Below are 20,648 nucleotides of genomic sequence, written 5' to 3'. Positions count from 1 at the left end.
CGGCTCGTTCATGTCCTGTTCACACGGAACGGGGCAAGTACACAGCGCCGTGCTCCACCCGGGTCAGTCACCGAAACTCTGAAGGAGTTGGCTGGTCGGGGCGGGCATCTTGTAGATTCGTATGAACGGAGGTCCTCGGTAACCTCCCTGTTTTCCCCTGGAAACGCGCGACACACCGGGCGTGACCTGGGACACAGCCCGAGAGGCGGCGCGTGGCCGTTTCCGGGCCCTCCCGAGGGGCGCTCTCCGCACAGGGGGCCCACGGTCCATCGTAGGTTTCTAGACAAAGATCGGCGGCGACGAGAATGCGGCTGCGCGCACTGCTGGACACGGACGCGCTGGGCCTGAGGCTGCTGGGCGGCGAGGACGAGCTGGACCGCACCGTGCGGGGTGTGATGACGACCGACCTGCGGGACCCGAGCCGCTACCTCTCCGGCGGGGAGCTGGTGCTCACGGGGCTGGCGTGGCGGCACGGCCCGGAGGACTCGGAGCCGTTCGTCCGCATCCTGGCGCAGGCCGGGGTGGCCGCGCTGGCCGCCGGCGAGGCCGAGCTGGGGGCCGTCCCGGACGACCTGGTGCTCGCCTGCGCCCGCAACCGGCTGCCGCTGTTCGCGGTGCACGAGTCGGTGGCGTTCGCGACGATCACCGAGCACGTCGTACGGCAGGTCAGCGGTGAGCGCGCCGGGGACCTGGCGGCCGTGGTGGACCGGCACCGCCGGATGATGACCTCGGGCCCGGCGGGCGGCGGCCCGGACGTCGTCCTGGACCTGCTCGGCACCGACCTGGACCTCAGGGCGTGGGTGCTCTCCCCCACCGGGCGGCTGATCGCGGGCTCCAAGACCTCCGGCCCGGCGCTCCCCGCCGATCTGTGCGCGAAACTCGCGGCGGAGCATCTCTCCGCCGCCCGCACGGGCCGGCGCGGCCCGCACCGGCTGCCGCTCGGCCCGACGACGTACTCCCTCTTCCCGGTCCGCAGCAGCGGCCGGTCCCCGCAGGCCTCCCGGGACGTGCGCGAGACGGTGCTCTCCGACTGGCTGCTGGCCGTCGAGGCGGACGCCGGGGACTGGCCGGAGGAGCGCCTGGACCTCCTCCAGGGCGTCACCCAGCTCATCGCCGTCGAACGCGACCGCAGGGACGCGGCCCGTACGGTACGGCGGCGGCTCGCCCAGGAGGTCCTGGAGCTGGTGCAGACGGGCGCCGCGCCCGCCGAGATCGCCGCCCGGCTCAGGGTCGCCGCCCCCGTGCTGCTGCCCGGTCTCGGGGCGGCGCCGCACTGGCAGGTGGTGGTGGCCCGGGTCGAGTGGGAGGGCGGTGACGTCGAGGGCGGCGCGGTCGCCCAGTCGCTCCTGGAGGAGATCCTCGTCGACCCCCTCGCCACCGGCCCCGAGCCCTCCGACCGCATCGCCGTCGCCCAGGCCGACGACGAGGCCGTCGCGCTCGTGCCGCTGCCCGCGGTCTCCACCGAGCACGACGGCTCCGAGGCGGGCCTGCACGCCGACGTCCTGCTGGAGGCGGTACGTGATCCCCTCGCCGCCGGTCTCGACGGCGACGGCCGGGTCACCCTCGGCGTCAGCGCGGCCGTGCACTCCGCGGAGGGGCTGCGCGGGGCGCTGGAGGAGGCGCGGCACGCCCGCCGGGTCGCGGCGGCCCGCCCGGGGCGCGTGTGCGCGGCCGGCCACCAGGAGCTCGCCTCGCACGTCCTGCTGCTGCCGTTCGTGCCGGACGACGTCCGCAGGGCCTTCACGGCCCGGCTCCTGGACCCCCTGCGCGACTACGACCGGCGCCACCGCGCCGAGCTGATCCCCACCCTGGAGGCCTTCCTCGACTGCGACGGCTCCTGGACCCGTTGCGCGACCCGTCTCCACCTGCACGTCAACACGCTGCGCTACCGCGTCGGGCGGATCGAGCAGTTGACGAGCCGTGACCTCTCGCGCCTGGAGGACAAGCTGGATTTCTTCCTGGCACTGAGAATGAGCTGAGTTCCGGCCCCGCCGCCGGGCCGCCGAAGATCCCACGACTTTGTGAAATCCTTCACCCACCCCCTTGGCCCCGCCCGCCGATCCGTGCTGAGATGCGGCCACCACTCAACAGCTCAATGGTGTGCTCGGGGAGGGCGAGGTGGCGTATACCGCCATGTCTGGTAACGGAACGAACGCCGACGATCCACTCCAGACCGCGGTATGGCGGCTGCGTTCACGTGCCTGCTGGGCCGACGCGGCGGCGCTGCTCCGCCCGGTGGACGCCCCGGGCTCGTTGCAGCGGGCGGCGCTGCTGGTCGAACGGTGCCTGTACACCGAGCAGGGCTGGCAGGACGCCGAGGACGCGCTGCGGGTCGCCGAGGCGCTCGCGCACAGCGACGAGGAGCGGGGCGCCGCCGCTTGTGAACGCGGGCAACTCGCCTACGCCGCCACGCTGCACGGAGTGCGGGACCGGGCCGACGAGGCGCGGGCCGCGCTCGGGCGGGCCGCCGCGCTGGTCCCTCCGGGGGTGGCGGCGCGGGCGCTGCTGGACTTCCGGCGGGGGCTGCTCGCGGAGAACCTCACCGGGTCGCCGCAGGCCGCCCGGGCGGCGTACCGGCGGGCCCACGCGGGGGCCGTGGCGCACGCCGATCCGCTTCTGCTGTCCTTCACCTGGCGGCATCTCGCCGGACTGGCGCTGCGGGAGGGCGAGTTGGCCGAGGCCCGGCACGGCTTCGCCGAATCGCTCCGGATCCGGGAGGAGTTGGGGTACCTGGTCGGGACCGCGCCGGCGCTCGTGTCGCTCGCGGACACCGAGGCGGAGCCGGAGGCGTCCCGCCTGCGCGAGGAGGCCGGCCGTCTCTTCCGCCTCCTGGGCGGAGTCCCGACCTGGCTCGCCCAGCACCTCACCCCGATCCCCCCGGCCGCCTCGGCCTGACGTCTCTCACCCTCGCCGCCCCTTCCCGTTCCCGTTCCCGTACAAGGGGGCGCTGCCTGAGTTTCCCGACCGTGGGTGCTTCTTTCAGCCCGTCCGGCGTTTGAGGACGAGGCCCGCAGGGCCGATGCGGGGGTCTGGGGGCGCAGCCCCCAGGGTCGGGACGGGAAAGGGCGGCGGGGGCGGGGAAAAGGTCAGGGGGTCGCCGTGAAGTGTTCGGTCACCAGGGTGTGGACCATCTCCAGGTCGCCCGCGATCAACGCGTCGAGGAGCGCGGTGTGTTCGGCCGCGTCGGCGACGAGCTCGGCACGGTTGCGGACGGTGGGCCCGCCGACCAGGGGCCACTGGGCGCGGCGGTGGAGGTCCCCGGCGATCTGGAGCAGCTGCTCGTTGCCGGCGAGGGCGAGGACGGCCCGGTGGAACGCCCGGTCGGACTCGGCGTAGGTCGCCCGGCACCCGGAGGACGCGGCACGCACGGTGGCCTCCGCGAGCGGCCTCAGCTCGGCCCACCGCTCGGGCGGCACGCCTCGGGCGAGCCGCAGCATCACCGGCACCTCGACGAGCGCGCGCACCTCGGCCAGCTCCGCCAGCTCGCGGGCCCCCCGCTGCACGACCCGGAAGCCGCGGTTGGGCACGACCTCGACGGCCCCCTCCAGGGCGAGCTGCTGCATGGCCTCGCGGACCGGCGTCGCGGAGACCCCGAACCGGTCACCGAGCGCGGGCGCCGAGTAGACCTCGCCGGGGGTCAGTTCGCCGGAGACGAGTGCGGTGCGCAGCGCGTCGAGGATCTGCCCGCGCACCGAGGCGCGCTGCACGACGGGCCGCTGGCGGGGCACGGTGGGGGCGACGACCCGGGGCACCGGATGCTCACCGTGCGTGTGCTCACCCCTGGCCGACGCCTCCGCGGCCCGCGGCTGGGGCGGTACGAACGCCGACGCGGCGGCCGGGTTCGTCCTGGCGGAGCCTTGTGCGCCCTGCGTCAAGGCGGCCTCCTCCGGACGTGTCGGTACTTGGGGTCATTACGGCGGGTTGTTACTCGCCCGTCAAGCACCATAGGGCCAGAAGCCGATACGGGGGTAATGGGATGTCCCCATGACGGAGGGGTAAACCCCGATGATCTTGGGTAAGGTTAGGCTTACCTCTCGAACCGGCGCACCTCGCAGGCGCTCGACCGTCTTGATCGGTGGTCCTCACATGACCGTGCCCGCGTCGGCACTCACGGCGTCGTACGACCGTCTGACCAAGGCCTTCCCGGAGATGACCGTACGGGAGCTGGGCCCCGCGGAGGCCGCCCCGAGCGGCGCGGGCTGGGTCGGCGCCGCCGCGCTGGCGGAGGGCGGCACCGGACTCGACGCGTTTCTGGAGTGGGACGACACACAGGTGCGGCAGGACCACGGACGCCCCGGCCGCCCGGACGTCATAGCCAGCTTCGGACTGCACCGGTACGCCTGGCCCGCCTGCCTCCTGATCACCGTGCCCTGGTTCCTCACCCGCCGGGTGCCGCGCTTCCCCGTGACCCACGTCTCCTACGACCGGACCGCGGGCCCCATGGCCTTCGCGGTACGGACCGGTTCCTTCGCCTGCCTCCCGGACGACCCCGCGGCCACGCTGCCCGAGGCCCGGGTCGTGCCCGACGAGGAGGCGCTGCGGGCCGAGGTGCGGGAGGCGGTCGCCGAGCACATGGAACCGGTGCTCGGCGCGTTCGGGCCCCGGATGCGACGCCGGGGGCGCGCCCTGTGGGGCATGGTGACCGACGAGATCGTCGAGGGCCTCTGGTACGTCGGCGAGATCCTCGGCGAGACCGAGCACCGCCGGGCGCGGCGCGAGCTGGAGCTGCTGCTGCCGGGGTCGACCCAGCCGTACGTGGGCACGGCGGCCTTCCGGGAGATCCACGGACCGGACGGGACGCCGCTGTCGACCCGGGACCGGGCGAGCTGCTGCATGTACTACACCCTGGACCCGCAGGACGCCTGCGCCACCTGCCCGCGCACCTGCGACGCCGACCGGGTCGTCAAGCTGCTCGCGGAAGCCGCCAGTTGACGCCCCCTCCGGTCGGGGCACCGCCGCGCGTCCCGTAAGATCATCCTCGAACAGGACCGCCCCTCGGTTACAGGTGCTTCACAAATTCCTCACCTGTCGCAGGAACTTTCCGTGGAACCACCCGTACGGGTAGTCTTATTCGAACTCAACTCCCGCCCCTCACGCGGCAGTTCGAGCAGAACGCCGCCCTGGGCAATCCCTTGCACCTCCTTGGCGGCCTCTTGCCCCGAAACCCCCTGAGGGCCGGTGGAATTGGGCCACTATGGCGGGCGTTACGCCCTATCCCAATGCAAGGGACCCCAGATGAGACTGACCGACATATCGCTGAACTGGCTGCTTCCGGGCGCCGTCTTGCTCCTGGGCCTGCTGGCGGCGGTTGCGGTACTCGCACGTGGCAAGCGTGCCTCGGGGAAGGACGCGAGCGCGGACGACTCGTGGGAGCGCAGCGAGGAGCGCCGCAGGCGCAAGGAGGCCATATACGGCACCGCGTCCTATGTTCTGCTGTTCTGCTGCGCGGCGGTGGCCGCCGCCCTCTCCTTCCACGGACTGGTGGGCTTCGGCCAGCAGAACCTGAACCTGTCCGGCGGCTGGGAGTACCTGGTCCCGTTCGGCCTCGACGGCGCGGCCATGTTCTGCTCGGTGCTCGCGGTGCGCGAGGCGAGCCACGGTGACGCCGCGCTCGGCTCCCGGATACTCGTGTGGACGTTCGCGGGTGCCGCGGCCTGGTTCAACTGGGTGCACGCGCCCCGCGGCTTCGGCCACGACGGCGCGCCCCAGTTCTTCTCCGGCATGTCCCTGTCCGCGGCCGTCCTGTTCGACCGCGCGCTGAAGCAGACCCGCCGAGCGGCGCTGCGCGAGCAGGGTCTGGTGCCCCGCCCGCTGCCGCAGATCCGCGTGGTCCGCTGGCTGCGCGCGCCCCGCGAGACGTACAGGGCCTGGTCGCTCATGCTCCTCGAGGGTGTCCGCAGCCTGGACGAGGCGGTCGACGAGGTGCGTGAGGACAAGCGGCAGAAGGAGGCCAACCGGCTGCGCCGCCGCGAGGCGGACCGCCTGGAGCGCGCCCAGCTGAAGGCGATCAGCAGGGGTCACCGCGGGTTCATCGGCCGGGGCAACGGCCGTCCGGCGGAGACCCAGGCCCTGGAGCGGGGCGGCTCGGACCGAGTCACCGCGGAGCCTGCCATATCGGCGCCGGAGCAACTGCCCGTACGCTCACGGCCGTCGCTTCAGCCCGTACGCCAAAGCACTGAACCGATCACCGTCGACCTCACCGCCGAGGACGACACGATGGCACTGCCGCGGCTCGACTCCCTGGAGCGCAAGCTCAAGGACCTTGAGCAGCAGTTCGGTTAACACCCTGGGGCGTCACGAAAAAGGGGGGTACGGCTCACCGGCCGTACCCCCCTTTCGCGTTGTCCGTCAGGCGGCGCCCGCGTCCAGTTCGAACCAGACGGCCTTGCCCACCCCGTGCGTCCGGACGCCCCACGCGTCGGCGAGGGACTGCACCAGGATCAGACCGCGGCCGTGCGTACCGTCGTCGGCGTTCGGTACGCGCAGCCGGGGTCGGCGGGCCACGAAGTCCCGTACCTCGACCCGCAGTCCGCGGGGGTCGACGGTGGCCGTGACGACCGCGTCGTGGTCGGTGTGGATGAGCGCGTTGGTGACGAGCTCACTGGTCAGCAGTTCCGCTATCTCCGATCGTCCGGGCCGCCCCCACTGCCGTAACAGCTCGCGCAGCGCGCGCCGGACCTCGGGGACCGCGCGCAGGTCCGCCCGTACGAGTCTGCGCATGAGCTGGGCCGGCTCGGCGGGTTCCCCGCCCATGGCCCTGTCCTGAACCGTCCTTGCCGAGAAGGCCCCTGAAGCCGTGGGACCGCCTCCTCGTGCGTGCCTTTTCATGACCCCCGCCTGCGTGCCGATGTCGGTTCCCCTCCTGCCTCGAACACGTTCACGGGATCCATGCCCCGTGGCACACCCGCCAGTCATGTCGAATCATCGACGACCAGGTGTTCGGCCACCGCCCGGGCCCCCGAGCGGCGGACATCACGGTGCGTGTCCGGCTCGGTCAAGCCCACGTCAAGTCGCCCTGCCGGAGGGCCGGACTCCGTCGCGGGCCGGGCGGAGTGGACGAGCGGACCGGCAGGGCGTGTGCCACCGGTGGAGTCCCCTGGCATATGCCGTTGGTTTGGCGGTGGCCCGGGCCCGTGGAACGCCCTGGTCGGCTCCGGCCTCCGGTCCCCGCCCGCGCGACCGCGCCCCCGCCCCGCGCGGGGACGCACCGTGACGGGACCTGCCCCCGGGCACGGAGATCGCCGTACGGCGCCCTCGGCGCCCGGCGTCGGTGAGCGGTTCTGGGGGCGAGGGGCGGAGGCCGGACCGGGCGGACGGGCGGCTGCCGCGCGGGCGGTCCGCCCTGTCCCGCGCCCGTATCCGTCCGGGACGCCCGGACCGGCTCTCGTCGCCCCCGGCGTCCAGCCCGTGCTGCCTCCACCGGCGTATCCGGCATGGGCACGCACCGGCGGGGCGACTGGACGCGCGGAAGCGCCGGACCGGGTCGGTCCGGCTCCGGAATCTGGCCTGAATTCGCCACCCCGGTACCGCAGTTGTGCAGCCGGGGCCGCCCTCCCGACCCCCGTGGCGAGAGGGCGGCCCGGCTTCTTCAGGTGGTGTTCACGGGCTGTTCGGGCCCTGTCAGTGGAGCTTGGCGACGGCGGTGACCGTCGTCTTCTTGAACGCCTTCACCGGCGCGTCCGCGAACCCGCCCAGCTGCGCCCACTCGACGACGGTCACGGCGGTGCCGTCCCGGCCGACCGAGAGGAGGCGGATGTCGGAGGCGCCCCAGGAGGCGGAGGTGTGCAGGCCGTGGACGCGCGCGCCCTCCTCGACCGGCAGGGTGCCGTATCCGCGGTACTCGGCCTCCAGTTCGGGGTCGGACCGCTCCAGGCGGTCACCGCAGGTCCTGATCTCCCGGTTCAGCCGGTCCTGGAGCGCCTTCGCCTTGGCGGTGTCGTCGACGACGATCGTCAGCTGGCGGGCGCTGGTGTCGAGTTCGGTGCGGAAGGCGCGGTACCGGGAGTCGTATCCGGGCAGCGCCTCGGACAGGCAGAGCCGGAGCTCGTCCGGGACCCCGTCGGTGACCTTTCCGGCCGTCCAGGGCGAGGAGGGATGCGGCGGCAGTTCGGCGGCGGAGAGGAATTTCGGCGCGGGCTTCGGCGCGGCCTCCGCGGGTGCGGCGAGCGTCGCGCCGAGGGCGAGACCGGTGGCGGCGACGGCGAGGAGCGCGCCGGCTCGGATGCGCTTGGGCATGGGTGTCCCCCGTGTACGAGTGAGTGCGGGAAAGAGCGTGTCGCCCGGGGGTGGCTGGTCGGTCCGGCCCGCTCGGTGCGACACCTTCAGCATCAGCGGTCACAGGCGGCCGGCGCAACGACCGACGCCCTGTGCGCGGCGGTGGAACCATCCCAGCCCCTGTGACGTGCAGGTACGTGAGTGCCTGGGATGGCCGGCGGAGGGGCGGGGCGAGGGTGTCGGAACAGGATGTGCCGCTGGACGACGTCGCCGCGTTCGCGGCGACGCTCTCCGGGCTGAAGGCACGGACGGACCGCAGCTACGGTCAGCTCGCCCGCCGGCTGCACATGAACACCTCGACGCTGCACCGCTACTGCGCCGGTGAGACGGTCCCCCTCGACTTCGCTCCCGTGGAGCGGTTCGCCGCGCTGTGCGGAGCGACGGCCGAGGAGCGGCTCGCACTGCACCGGCTGTGGCTGCTCGCGGTCGAGGCCCGGCACCGCCCGCGCCCGCCCGAACCGGTCACCGAACCCGTCACGGAACCCGTGACCGAACCCGTGACCGAACCGGCCGCCGCTCCGGTCACGGAACCGGCCGCGCCGGCTCCCGCCGCCCGGCCCTGGTACCGCCGTCGGCGTGTCCTCGTCCTCGCGGCCGTCGCCTGCGCGTTGACCGTGTCGCTGGGCGGTCTGTCCGCGCTGTCCTCGGACCGCTCCGGCTCGCCCCGGTCCGCCGGGAGCGTGCGCGCCACCGATCCGGCCCGCACCCCGGCCCCGCCGACGGCGTCCGGCGCGTCCCCGTCGCCGGGGAAATCCGCCGGCAGCACCTCCCCCACCCCGGGCCGCACCCCGTCGGCCTCGCCCGGCAGCCGCGGTCCCGCCTCCTCCGCGGGGCCCGGCAGCCCCACCGGCGGTGCCGCGCCGGACGCGGCCGTGCCGCTGACGTGGACGGTCGACTCGCATGTGTGGAACGCCGGTTGCGCGCACGACTACGTCATCGGCCGCCCGCCCGCGCAGGTCCCGCCGCCGCCCGCCGCGCAGGACGCCGAGACCTGGGCGACGGCGCAGGGCGCGGTGCACGGCCGGGACACCAACGTGCGGATCTCGGTGCAGGGACGCAGCTCCACGGCCGTGGTCCTGGAGGCGCTCCGGGTCCGGGTGGCGCAGCGGGCGGCTCCCGTGCGGGGCAGTTCGTACACCATGGAGATGGGCTGCGGCGGTGCGCTCACGCCCCGGTTCTTCTCGGTGAACCTGGACGCGGACCGTCCGGTGGCCCGCTCGGAGGCCGGTCACGACGGCGAGAACCCGATCCCGGCGATCCGGCTGCCGTACAGCGTCTCCTCCAGCGACCCCGAGGTGCTGCTGGTCACGGCGCGCACCGCGACCTGCGGCTGCGACTGGTACCTGGAGCTGGACTGGTCCTCGCAGGGCCGCGAGGGCACGGTCCGGATCGACGACCACGGCAGGCCGTTCCGCACGAGCGCCATCGAAGGGCTGCCGCGCTACTCGTACGACTACACCCAGCGGACGTGGGGCCCGTTCAGCGACTAGGGCACCGGGACCCTAGGGACGGGGCACGTTCCTGAGGTTGGAGCGGGCCATCTGGAGCATGCGGCCCACACCGCCGTCGAGGACGATCTTCGAGGCGGACAGGGCGAAGCCGGTGACCATGTCGGCGCTGATCTTCGGCGGGATGGACAGGGCGTTGGGGTCGGTGACGACGTCGACGAGGGCGGGCCCCTTGTGCTTGAAGGCGGACTTGAGGGCCCCGGCGAGGTCCTTGGGCTTCTCGACGCGTACGCCGTGGGCACCGCAGGCGCGGGCGACGGCGGCGAAGTCGGGGTTCTTGTTGGTGGTGCCGTAGGAAGGCAGGCCCGCGACGAGCATCTCCAGCTCGACCATGCCGAGGGAGGAATTGTTGAACAGGACGACCTTGACGGGCAGGTCGTACTGGACGAGCGTCAGGAAGTCGCCCATCAGCATGGTGAATCCGCCGTCCCCTGACATCGACACGACCTGGCGTCGCCGGTCGGTGAACTGGGCGCCGATCGCCATCGGCAGGGCGTTGGCCATGGAGCCGTGGGAGAAGGAGCCGATGACCCGGCGGCGGCCGTTGGGCGAGAGGTAACGAGCGGCCCAGACGTTGCACATGCCCGTGTCGACGGTGAACACGGCGTCGTCGTCGGCGAGTTCGTCCAAGACCGAGGCCACGTACTCGGGGTGGATCGGGACGTGCTTCTCGACCTTGCGGGTGTAGGCCTTGACCACGCCCTCCAGCGCGTCCGCGTGCTTCTTCAGCATCTTGTCCAGGAAGCGGCGGCCGGTCTTCTCCCGCACCCGGGGCGTCAGACAGCGCAGGGTCTCCTTCACGTCGCCCCACACGGCGAGGTCCAGCCTGGAGCGCCGGCCGAGGTGTTCGGGGCGTACGTCGACCTGGACGATCCGGACGTCGTCGGGCAGGAACGCGTTGTACGGGAAGTCGGTGCCGAGCAGGATCAGCAGATCGCACTCGTGGGTGGCCTCGTAGGCGGCGCCGTACCCGAGGAGGCCGCTCATGCCGACATCGAAGGGGTTGTCGTACTGGATCCACTCCTTGCCGCGCAGGGCGTGGCCGATCGGGGACTTGATGCGCTCGGCGAGTTCCATGACCTCGGCGTGGGCGCCGGCCGTGCCGCTGCCGCAGAACAGGGTGACCTTCTCGGCGTTGTCGATCATCGCGGCGAGCTGGTCGATCTCGGTGTCACCGGGGCGGACGGTGGGCCGGGAGGTGACGAGGGCGGTCTCGGCGGGGTCGTCGGGGGCGGGCTGGTCGGCGATGTCGCCGGGCAGGGAGACGACGCTGACGCCGCCGCGGCCCACGGCGTGCTGGATGGCGGTCCGGAGCAGCCGCGGCATCTGCTGCGGGTTGGAGACCAGCTCGCTGTAGTGGCTGCACTCGCGGAACAGCTGGTCGGGGTGGGTCTCCTGGAAGTAGCCCAGGCCGATCTCGCTGGAGGGGATCTGCGAGGCGAGCGCGAGCACGGGTGCCATGGAGCGGTGGGCGTCGTACAGGCCGTTGATCAGATGCAGGTTGCCGGGGCCGCAGGAGCCGGCGCAGGCCGTCAGTTTCCCGGTGATCTGCGCTTCGGCGCCCGCGGCGAAGGCGGCGGTCTCCTCGTGCCGGACGTGCACCCAGTCGATGCGCGGGTTGCGGCGCACGGCGTCGACGACCGGGTTGAGACTGTCACCGACGACTCCGTACAGGCGTTCGACGCCGGCCCGGACGAGGATGTCCACGAACTGTTCCGCGACGTTCTGCTTGGCCATGGATCCATCAATCCACACTCGCCGCGCTCACGCCTCCCACACGGCGGCGGCCGTCCGGTCGTCGGCGTACCCCTTGACCCGCACCAGGGTGTCCGCGAGGAACGCGGCCAGGCCCGGCGCGGCGGGGCCGGCCCAGCGGCCCGTGAGGTACGCGCACAGCTCCGGCTCCCCGCGCAGCGGTTCGGCGAGGCCCCCGCTGCACATCAGGAGCGTGTCACCCGGACGGGCTACCGAGGCCCGGAACCGGAACGGCTCCCGGGGCGGCTCCGGGGCGGGCTCGTAAGGGCTCGGCGGGGTGGGGATGCCGAGGTCCATGGTGAGCCGGTCGCCCTCGGGGGTCTCGGCGGGCAGCGAGCCGAACCCGACGACCGCGTCACCGGTGGCGTCCGTGACCCGGGGCTCGATGTCCTGCCACTCGCCGTCCCGCAGCCGGAACAGACCGCCCGGGCCCACCCCGAAGAACACCCGGGTACGGCAGTCCGGGTCGGCCGGGAGCAGCAGACAGCGCAGGGAGGCGGAGTACTCGTCCGGGTCGATGCCCTGCTCGTCGGCGGTGGCCCGGAGCTTGCCCAGGCTGCGGTCGGTGAGGCGGTGCAGGCCCGACTTCAGGTCGCCGCGGCGGGCGGCCCTGATGTCCTCGGCGAGCCGCGCGTGGCTGCGGCCCACGGCCCGGCCGATCCAGTGGCAGGCCTCTGCGGCGGCGCGGTGCGCGCCCGGGGTGGCGCGTGCGCCGGTCGCCATCGCCACCAGCACCAGCGCGTGGTCGCCGGTGCCGAAGCGGGCGGTGAGCAGGGAGTCGCGGCGGGGTTCGCCGCGGAACCGGGCGGAGTCACCGCGGGCGGAGACGGCCCTGAGGGTGCAGGAGCCGTACCGGGCGCCGTCCAAAACGGTGTCGGCGACCAGGTCGTCCAGTTCGTCGGGGTCGGCGGGCGGCAGGGCGGTGGGTTCGGCGTCGTAGGTGGGCGGTCCCGAGCCCACGTGGCCGGAAGGGGACGCGGGGACGGTGGGCAGGTCAAGGCGGGTCGCGGTGCGCACGACGGCCGGCGCCCCGGCGGGCGGGCTCGCGGTCTGCGGGCTCGCGGCCTGCGGCTTCTCGGCGGGGGGTGTCTCGGACTGCCCCGGTGAGTGGGCGGGCGGACGGGCCTCGCTCACCCGCACCGGCACCGTCGCCTCTCTCGGCGGCGCGCCCTCGCGCGGCGCGGGAACCTTCGCGTCGCCGGGCCGCGTGCCGTCGCCCACCGTCCCGGCCGCCGAGGCGAACCGGTCGTCCAGGGAGTCCGGCGCGGACGTGGGACCCACGTCCTGCGTCGTCTCGTCGTACAGCTGTCCCCACCAGTCGTCGTCGTGACCGGTGGGCCTTCCCCCCTGCTGACTCATGTCCCTAATTGTCCACCGCTGCGGCCGGATGGAAACGGGGCATCCGGAAAATCAGCCGGACCTGCGGAACGGATCGCCGGGCGGTCCCACCCCCCACGGGAGAACCGCCCGGCGACCCGGGGTGACCCGGAGCCACGCTCCGCGGCGCGCTAGCGCACGTCGTAGGCCCGCGTCACGATCTGGGTGACCGCGTCACCATGGGCGTCGGTCAGCTCGGACCTGAGTGTGACCTGCTTCCCTGTCGCTCCGCTGTGGTCGACGACCGCCTCCCACCGTCCGCCGTGCCGCTCGGTGCGCGCCTCGGTCCAGGTGGCGCCCTCGTCGTAGGAGTAGGCGAGCCGCGCCGAGGTCAGCTCCCCCGGCCGGTGGCCGGCGTGGCCGGTGACCGTGAGCGCGATCCGCTGGCCGTCCCTGGCCGGGAGGGTCTTGAGGCCGTCCTCGGGAAGGGAGTAGTGCGGGAAGAGCAGCGGGATGCCCTGCGAGTAGGCGTCCTCGTCGAGCGCCGAGCGGAAGGACCAGGTGGTGCTCGTCTGCGTCGACCGCTTCCAGACCCGGGCCGGGATGCCGAACTTGGCCGTGTTCAGGGTGAGTTCGTAGCGCGACTCCTCGGCCGGGACGGTGAACACCCCGAACGGGTAGGGGCTTTCGCCGATCGTCTCGCCGTCCCGCTTCAGGACCATGTTGCCGATGTCGCCGAAGCTGCCCTGGATTCCCTGGTGTTCGCTGTCGCCCCAGAAGCCGGGTGCGACGCCGATGAGGTCGCCCTGGCGTTCGGCGGCGAGCGTTTCCTCGCCGTTGTCGTCGAGCGGGGTGGTCGGGCCGACGACACCGCCGTACCACTCCTCGGTGTTCTTCTCCCCCTTCGTGTAGGTGCGTACGGGGGCGGCCATGGCCTCCCCGAACGGGAAGCTGCTGGAGACGTACTGGCCCCAGCCGGTCGTGCCCGGGGTCAGGTACTCGGTGCGGGTGAAGGGCGCGGGCACCGTCTCGATGCCGCCGAAGTACGCGGACAGACCGCTCGGGCGGGTCACCGTCCGGGTGTCGATGTGGTCGGTGGCGGTGCCCGCCATGGAGTTGTACGTGGCCGTCGTCGCCGCCAGGTCCCGGTCGCGGACGCGGTAGGCGCGTTCACCGCCGACCGTGCCCGTCTCCGGGAAGGCGAGGCGGTAGACGTACGGGCTCTTCGCGGTGGCCGTCCAGCGCAGGGTGACGTCACCGGCGGCGAGCAGGGCCCTCGCCTCCTCGGTGGGGATGCCGAGGACCGGCAGGGCGCCGCCGATGAACCCGGCCGTGGGGTACCAGCGTCCGGGGGCCTCGCGGTAGCCGAGGACGGCGACGGCACCGGCCGCCGCGGCACGGGTGGCGACCGCGCCCGCGGAGCCGTCGTCGGGCAGCTTCACGAGGGCGATCCGCCCCTCGGCGCCGGAAAGCTCCTCCGCCGTACCGGACTTGGCGTCGAAGAGCGCGGCCCGGCCGGTGCCGTCGAGGTTGACTGAGCTGGTGGACGCGGTGACCGGGTGGAGCTTTCGGCCTCCCTCGACGGCGAGTTCGGTGATCTGCGGGGCCGCGGCGCTCCAGAAGCTGTCGAACTCGAAGGTGCCGTCGGTGGCGCCGCCCGTCACGGAGGCGTAGTAGCCCTCCAGGGACCGGCCGCCCGCGGCGGTGCCGGCGTGCAGCCAGATGTCGTCCCACGAGCGGGCGAAACCGAGCGTGGCGCCGCGCAGTTCGGTCGGCCGGTCCGTCCGCACGCTCAGCCGGTGGGCCTTGCGGGCGTCGAGGACGACGGTCGTGTCGCCCCGGATCTCCAGTTGCGGACGGGCCAGGTAGGCGAGGGAGTCGTAGAGGGTGCCCTCGGTCTCCGGGGTGGTGACGAAGCTGGAGAGGAAGTAGCTGCCGGGGCGGACCGTGTACGTCTGGTCGACGGCGCCGTCGTTGAAGCGGCGCTCGCCGCTCGCGTCGTCGGTGCCGATGACGTCCAGGGAGGAGGCGCCGGTGGCGGGGTCGCCGTGCCGGTCGATGAGCTTGACGCGCAGGGTGACCGTCTCCGGCTGGACGTACAGCGCGAAGGGCGTGGAGACGGTGACGCCGTTCGCCCGGGCGAGGACGCGGCCCGTGATGTCGCCGTACTGGGCGCGCCGGAGGCTCGCCGTCGGGTCGATCCGCAGCGGGACCTGGACGGTGCGGCCGGCCGGGACGGTGACCGTGCCGGTGCCGAGGCGGGCGACCGGGGAGCGGACGGCGGAGCCGTCGTTGCCGGTGACCCCGGTGACCGACAGCCTCAACTGCACCGCCCTGCCGGTGGTGTTGGTGTAGGGCACGGAGACGGTCGTCCGGTCGCTGCGGTCCTGCGGCCAGGTGAAGGCACCCGCCTGGACGGCGGCGGCCCCGAGCACGCTCTGGTCGATCGCGGCCTTCACGTCGAGGCGCCCGCCGCCGGTCTCGCGGACGTCACCGGGGATGTCCGTCTCGGCCGACGACACGAGGGCGGCCTTGATCTCGGCGGCGCTCCAGTCGGGGTGGCGCTGCTTCACGATCGCGGCGGCGCCGGCGACATGCGGGGTCGCCATCGACGTACCGCTCATGGACCGGTAGGCGTAGACGCCCCGGCCGCCCGCACTGGCGGCGGAGATCTCGACGCCGGGGGCGGTGATCTCGGGCTTGAGGGTGTGCGAGCCGTACACGGGGCCGCGGCTGGAGAAGGAGGCCGTGGAGTCGTCGCGGTCGACGGCGCCGACGGTCAGGACGCTCGGGGCGCAGCCCGGCGAGGAGACCGTGTTGACGGCGGGCCCGGTGTTGCCGGCGGCGATGACGAACAGGGTGTCCTGGTGGGCGCGGGCGAGTTCCTCGGTGGCCTGGGCCATCGGGTCCGAGCAGTCGGTGCGCGACGGGTTGCCGAGGCTCATGGAGACGACGTCGGCGCCCTGGTCGACGGCCCACTGCATACCGGCGATGATCCAGGAGGTCTCGCCGGAGCCGTAGTCGTTCAGGACCTTGCCGTTGAGCAGGTCCGTGCCGGGGGCGACGCCCTTGTTCCGGCCGTCGCTCGCGGCGCCGGTGCCGCCGACGGTGGAGGTGGTGTGGGTGCCGTGGCCCTGGTGGTCGGTGGTGTCCTCGGAGTCGGTGAAGTTCTCCGCGGCGGTGATCCGGCCCTTGAGGTCGGGGTGGTCGGCGTCGACGCCGGTGTCCAGGACGGCGACCTTGGTGCCCGTGCCGTCGTATCCGGCGGCCCAGGCCTCCGGGGCGCGCACCTGCCGCGTCGAACGGTCGAGGGTGGCCTCCACCTTGGAGTCCAGCCACAGCTTCTTCAGCCCGGCCCCCTCGCTGACGTCGGCCCAGAAGTCCCCGGCCCGCGCCTTGTCGGCGTCCAGGGCGACCCCGTCGACGGAGGCGAGGACGAGGTCGCGTTCCGCGCCGCGCGGGGTCCTCGGGACGCTGCGGGCGGTGACCGCGCGGTCGTAGGTCGCGATCACCGGCAGCGCGTCGGTGTGCGCGTCGTCGTAGCCCTGCCGGACCAGGCCCGTGACGTTGAAGAGTTCCTCGTCCACCCGCCCGGCGGCCAGCGCCCGGGTCGCGCGCTCGGGATAGACGTACAGGTCGTCGCCGACCTGGCGGGTCTGGGTGAAGGGGGTCGTGCCGTCGGCGCCGGGCAGGGCGGTGGCCCCGTCCTCCGTGACGAGGACCCGGTCCCCGGTGACGAGGGTGACGACGGACCCGGCGCCGGAGGAGGCCCGGCTGCCGGTCAGCGGTCCCGGTTCCCCGGCCGCCTGCGTGGGCGCCGCTGTCGTGACGGCCAGGACGGCGGCGGTCGCCGCCCCAAGGGCCGTACGGCGTATCGCTCTCGCTCTCGCTCTCGCTCTCGCTCTCGCCAAGATCGCTCCTCTGCCGTGTCGCCGTGTGCCCGCGGGCTCGGGAGCCCAGGCCGAATCGGCCCAAGACGGGCTGTACGGACGGTGGTTGATGCTGCGGTGGCGCCACGATGGCAGAGGGGCGGGTGGTGCGGGGATGATGTGCGCGGCGGGTATGCGCCGTGGCCGGTTCCCGCCACGGGACGGTCGGGGCGGGTCGCACGGGTGCGGCCGTGTCCCGTCGGGTCGGGGCGGACGGGTTCGGCTTCGTTCACCCGGGTCGGGTCGCGTTCGGTTCGCTTGGGTGGGGTTCGGGGAGGGCGGCGGTCGATGCTGGGTGCGCTGGGACTGGACGACGGGCACGAGGCGGCGTACCGGGCGCTGGTGTCCGTGGGCGCGGCGGAGGTGCCCGATCTCGCGCGGCGGCTGGCGCTGGGCGAGCACGACACCGAGCGCGCCCTCAGGCTCCTGGAGCGGCACGGTCTGGCCGCCCAGTCCTCGGCGCGTCCCGGCCGCTGGGTCGCCGCGCCGCCCGCTGTCGCCCTGGGCGCGCTGCTCGCCCAGCAGCGGCACGAGCTGGACCGGGCGGAGCTGGCGGCGGCGCTGCTCGCCGAGGAGTACCGGTCGGCGGCGGCCGAACCGGCGGTGCACGACCTGGTCGAGGTGGTGAGCGGGGCGGGGGCCGTCGCCCAGCGGTTCCTCCAGTTGCAGCTCGGCGCGAGCGACGAGGTGTGCGCGCTGGTCAGCGGTAACCCGACCGTGGTCTCCGGCATGGACAACGACGCCGAGGAGCAGGCCGCCGGGCGCGGGGTGCGCTACCGGGTGGTCGTGGAGCGGTCCGTCCTGGACCTGCCGCACGGCATCACCGAGCTGTCCGCCGCGCTCGGCCGCGACGAGGAGGTGCGGGTCGTGGACCGGGTGCCGACCAAGCTGGTCGTCGCCGACCGGTCGCAGGCGCTGGTGCCGCTGACCTCCCCGGCCGCCGAACCGGCCGCGCTGGTCGTGCACGCGAGCGGACTGTTGGAGCTGCTCTCGGGGCTGTTCGAGTCGGTGTGGCGGGACGCGCTGCCGCTGCGCCTCGGCGCCTCGGGGGTGCGGGAGGAGGAACGGGACGGCCCCGACGGCACCGACCTGGAGGTCCTGTCCCTGCTGCTGGCGGGGATGACCGACGCGAGCGTGGCCAAACAGCTCGACCTGGGACTGCGGACCGTGCAGCGCCGGGTGAAGCGGCTGATGGAGCTGGCCGGGGTGACGACCCGGCTCCAGCTCGGCTGGCACGCCTACGAACGGAGCTGGGTGGCCCGCGGGTGACGGCCGCCCCGCGCGACCGGCGCTGACGTGACCTGCGGGAACGATGGTGACCTGCGGGTTCTCGCGGGCTCCTGCACTCTGGACAGATGGGAGTGTGGGACCTCGTGCTGGTCGGCCTGGTCCTTGTGCTGGGCCTCGTCGGAGTGCTGGTGCCCGGGGTGCCGGGGTCGTGGCTCGTGTGGGCGGCCGTCCTGTGGTGGGCGCTGAAGGACCCCCGGCCCCTCGCGTGGGGCGTACTGGTGGGGGCCACCGTCGTGCTGTTCCTGTCCCAGGTGGTGCGCTGGTGCCTGCCGCCCCGCCGGCTGCGCGCGAGCGGCGCGACCCCCCGGATGGCGGTGTACGCGGGCACCGGCGCGTTCCTCGGCTTCTTCCTGGTTCCCGTCCTCGGCGCGGTCCCCGGCTTCCTGGGCGGCGTCTACCTGTACGAGCGCCGCCGGCTCGGGAGCCACGCGAAGGCGCGGGCGGCGCTGCGGACGGTGATGCGGGAGGGCGGCTCCAGCGTGCTGGCGGAGCTGTTCACCTGTCTCCTGATCACGGGGGCGTGGCTGGGGGCGGTGCTGTGGGGGTAGCGGTGCCGGTCAGGGGCCCTGGAGGTCGACGCCCTCCAGGGTGAGCAGGGCCGTCTTGCGTTCCAGGCCGCCCGCGTACCCGGTCAGGGAGCCGTCGGCGCCGATCACCCGATGGCACGGCCGGACGATCAGCAGCGGATTGGCCCCGATCGCCCCGCCGACGGCCCGTACGGCGGCGCGCGATGCGCCGATCCGGGCGGCGATCTCCCCGTACGTCGTGGTCGCCCCGTAGGGAACGGTGTCGAGGGCGTTCCACACCTGCTCCCGGAAGGCGGTGCCCTCGGTGCGCAGCTCCAGCCGGAACTCCTTGAGCTCCCCGGCGAAGTAGGCGTCGAGCTGCTGTCGCGCCTCCCGGAAGGGCCCGGGGTCGGCCCGCCAGCCGGGCTGTACGCTCCGGCCGTTCCTCTGCCCCGGCACGGACAGGGAGGTCAGGGCTCCGGTGGCCGGGTCGGCGGTGAGCAGGAGGGGTCCGACGGGGCTGTCGACGCGGCTGTACAGGGTGGTCATCGGGGGTCCTTCCGTCGTCCTGCGGTGCGCAGGTGTTGTGCTGGGGCGCGCAGGTGTTGTCCTGCGGTGCGCAGGTGGAGCAGGGCGTAGGAGCGCCAGGGGCGCCAGCTGTCGGGCGTGTCCTCGCCGGGCGGCGCCACGTCCGGGTCGCCGAGGGCGCGGGTGCGCACGGCGGCGGCGGTGCGGGCGTCCAGGCCGGGCAGGGTGAGCAGCGCGACCTGCGCCTCGTCGCGGTCGGCGCCCGGGTCCAGCCGTACGGCGCCGTCGGCGAGGGCGGTGGCGAGGGCGCCCAGGGGTCCGCCGGTCCCGGCCAGTGCCGCCGGTTCCGGGAACAGGTGGGTGAGGGTGCCGCAGGGCGCGTCGAGGGCCTTGCCGTACCGCGCCACGAGCCGCTCGGCCCCGGCCGGTCCGACGAGCGCCCGTACGGCGAACTCCTCGGGGTCGGTGGTGCCGGGCGAGCGCAGTCCGGGGCGGGCGGCGACGAGGGGCGCGAGGCGGGGGTCGGCGCCGAGCCGTTCGTCGACGGCGTACGGGTCGGCGTCCAGGTCGAACAGGCGGCGCAGCCGTCCCACGGCGGTGGTCAGGTCCCGCAGGTCGGTGAGGTGCAGCCGGGCGTCGAGCCGGCCGCGGGCCCGTTCGCCGACGGCGGCGATGCCGGTGCCGTACGGCAGCCGCAGGGTGCGCCGGTAGGTGCGGCGACCGCCGGGTCCGGTGACCTCCTCGACACCGGGCACGGCCTCGGCGGCGAGCAGGTCGAAGACGGCGCCGGACGCGTAGGGTCCGCGGAACGCGAGCCGCAGCGGGACCCCCGCGGTGGGGGTGGCCGTGGGCCGGGTGCCGGGGGCGGCGGCCCGCAGTTCGGTGGGGGTCGCCGCGTACACGGTGCGGATCGTGTCGTTGAACTGGCGCACGCTGGCGAATCCGGACGCGAACGCGATGTGCGTCACCGGCAGGCCGGTGGTCTGGAGCAGCACGCGCGCGGTGTGCGAGCGCTGCGCGCGGGCGAGCGCGACGGGCCCGGCGCCGAGTTCGGCGGTGAGCTGCCGCTGCACCTGCCGGGCGCTGTACCCGAGCCGGCCGGCGAGCCCGGCGACGCCCTCACGGTCGACGATCCCGTCCCCGATCAGGCGCATCGCCCGGCCCACCACGTCGGCCCGCACGTTCCACTCGGCCGACCCCGGCACGGCGTCCGGCCGGCACCGCCGGCAGGCCCGGAACCCCGAGCCCTGCGCGGCGGCGGCCGTCGCGAAGAACCGCACGTTGCGCCGCTTCGGCGTGATCGCCGGGCAACTGGGCCGACAGTAGATGCCGGTGGTCCGCACCGCGAAGAAGAACTCCCCGTCGAACCGCCCGTCCCGGCTCCGCACCGCCTCGTACCTGCTGTCCTCGTCCATCACGGGATCCAGTGTGGGCGATGACGCCCTCGCCGGGCTGGCGGGAATCGGACACGACGGTGGGGGTGCCTTCGGCGATGGCGGGGGTGCGGCGCGTGTTTGTGGACGGGGAGGCGGGGGCGGGGG

15 protein-coding genes are annotated in these 20,648 nt (G+C 73.9%); 7 read left to right on the top strand and 8 right to left on the bottom strand.

The genetic code is table 11. The features are described 5' to 3' along the window. Positions 1 to 305 precede the first annotated feature (305 nt). Positions 306 to 1,979, top strand: a complete 1,674-nt coding sequence (locus ACIPSE_RS21615; protein ID WP_401664712.1) for a PucR family transcriptional regulator — start codon at positions 306 to 308, stop codon at positions 1,977 to 1,979. Between the two features lie 154 nt (positions 1,980 to 2,133). Continuing rightward, complete coding sequence (locus ACIPSE_RS21610; protein ID WP_401664711.1) at positions 2,134 to 2,895, top strand: hypothetical protein; 762 nt, start codon at positions 2,134 to 2,136, stop codon at positions 2,893 to 2,895. 191 nt (positions 2,896 to 3,086) lie between these two features. Here the strand turns inward: ACIPSE_RS21610 and ACIPSE_RS21605 are convergent, their stop codons facing one another. Beyond that, entirely contained in the window at positions 3,087 to 3,875 is a 789-nt protein-coding gene (locus ACIPSE_RS21605; protein WP_401664710.1) for a GntR family transcriptional regulator, read from the bottom strand. 211 nt (positions 3,876 to 4,086) lie between these two features. Between ACIPSE_RS21605 and ACIPSE_RS21600 the strand changes: the two genes are divergently transcribed. Together ACIPSE_RS21600 and ACIPSE_RS21595 are read left to right on the top strand one after the other, a co-directional pair. Beyond that, positions 4,087 to 4,932, top strand: a complete 846-nt coding sequence (locus ACIPSE_RS21600; RefSeq protein WP_401664709.1) for a (2Fe-2S)-binding protein — start codon at positions 4,087 to 4,089, stop codon at positions 4,930 to 4,932. 303 nt (positions 4,933 to 5,235) lie between these two features. Beyond that, a complete protein-coding gene (locus tag ACIPSE_RS21595) occupies positions 5,236 to 6,282 on the top strand; it encodes a DUF2637 domain-containing protein (RefSeq protein WP_401664708.1) in 1,047 nt (348 codons plus the stop codon). 66 nt (positions 6,283 to 6,348) lie between these two features. Here ACIPSE_RS21595 and ACIPSE_RS21590 read toward each other — a convergent pair whose 3' ends face one another. Next, a complete protein-coding gene (locus tag ACIPSE_RS21590) occupies positions 6,349 to 6,753 on the bottom strand; it encodes an ATP-binding protein (RefSeq protein ID WP_401664707.1) in 405 nt (134 codons plus the stop codon). Positions 6,754 to 7,620: 867 nt separating this feature from the next. Further along, positions 7,621 to 8,235: a hypothetical protein gene (locus ACIPSE_RS21585; RefSeq protein WP_401664706.1), complete on the bottom strand. Its 615-nt coding sequence runs from the start codon at positions 8,233 to 8,235 to the stop codon at positions 7,621 to 7,623. 215 nt (positions 8,236 to 8,450) lie between these two features. On the opposite strand from ACIPSE_RS21585, the gene ACIPSE_RS21580 reads away from it, so the two are divergent. Continuing rightward, a complete protein-coding gene (locus ACIPSE_RS21580; RefSeq protein WP_401664705.1) occupies positions 8,451 to 9,764 on the top strand; it encodes a helix-turn-helix domain-containing protein in 1,314 nt (437 codons plus the stop codon). 12 nt (positions 9,765 to 9,776) lie between these two features. Here the strand turns inward: ACIPSE_RS21580 and ACIPSE_RS21575 are convergent, their stop codons facing one another. The 3 genes from ACIPSE_RS21575 to ACIPSE_RS21565 form a co-directional block, all read right to left on the bottom strand. Next, on the bottom strand, positions 9,777 to 11,519 hold the full coding sequence (locus ACIPSE_RS21575; protein WP_401664704.1) for a pyruvate dehydrogenase: 1,743 nt from the start codon (positions 11,517 to 11,519) through the stop codon (positions 9,777 to 9,779). A gap of 27 nt (positions 11,520 to 11,546) precedes the next feature. Next, a complete protein-coding gene (locus ACIPSE_RS21570; protein ID WP_401664703.1) occupies positions 11,547 to 12,896 on the bottom strand; it encodes a protein phosphatase 2C domain-containing protein in 1,350 nt (449 codons plus the stop codon). A 149-nt stretch (positions 12,897 to 13,045) separates the two neighbouring features. Continuing rightward, a complete protein-coding gene (locus tag ACIPSE_RS21565) occupies positions 13,046 to 16,765 on the bottom strand; it encodes a S8 family peptidase (protein ID WP_401664702.1) in 3,720 nt (1,239 codons plus the stop codon). A gap of 306 nt (positions 16,766 to 17,071) precedes the next feature. Here ACIPSE_RS21565 and ACIPSE_RS21560 point away from each other — a divergent pair, with 306 nt between their 5' ends. Both ACIPSE_RS21560 and ACIPSE_RS21555 read left to right on the top strand, forming a co-directional pair. After that, on the top strand, positions 17,072 to 18,052 hold the full coding sequence (locus ACIPSE_RS21560; RefSeq protein WP_401664701.1) for a helix-turn-helix transcriptional regulator: 981 nt from the start codon (positions 17,072 to 17,074) through the stop codon (positions 18,050 to 18,052). An 86-nt stretch (positions 18,053 to 18,138) separates the two neighbouring features. After that, on the top strand, positions 18,139 to 18,621 hold the full coding sequence (locus tag ACIPSE_RS21555; protein WP_401664700.1) for a DUF456 domain-containing protein: 483 nt from the start codon (positions 18,139 to 18,141) through the stop codon (positions 18,619 to 18,621). 9 nt (positions 18,622 to 18,630) lie between these two features. Here ACIPSE_RS21555 and ACIPSE_RS21550 read toward each other — a convergent pair whose 3' ends face one another. Together ACIPSE_RS21550 and ACIPSE_RS21545 are read right to left on the bottom strand one after the other, a co-directional pair. Then, positions 18,631 to 19,128 (bottom strand): methylated-DNA--[protein]-cysteine S-methyltransferase, encoded by a 498-nt coding sequence (locus ACIPSE_RS21550; RefSeq protein ID WP_401664699.1) that lies wholly within the window; start codon positions 19,126 to 19,128, stop codon positions 18,631 to 18,633. Beyond that, a complete protein-coding gene (locus ACIPSE_RS21545) occupies positions 19,125 to 20,522 on the bottom strand; it encodes a DNA-3-methyladenine glycosylase 2 family protein (protein ID WP_401665037.1) in 1,398 nt (465 codons plus the stop codon). Before ACIPSE_RS21545 ends, ACIPSE_RS21550 begins: the two co-directional genes overlap by 4 nt. Positions 20,523 to 20,648: the final 126 nt, after the last annotated feature.

It is taken from the genome of Streptomyces sp. NPDC090106, from assembly GCF_044747265.1.
Taxonomy (GTDB): Bacteria; Actinomycetota; Actinomycetes; order Streptomycetales; family Streptomycetaceae; genus Streptomyces.
This window is presented reverse-complemented; position numbering and strand designations above follow the sequence as displayed.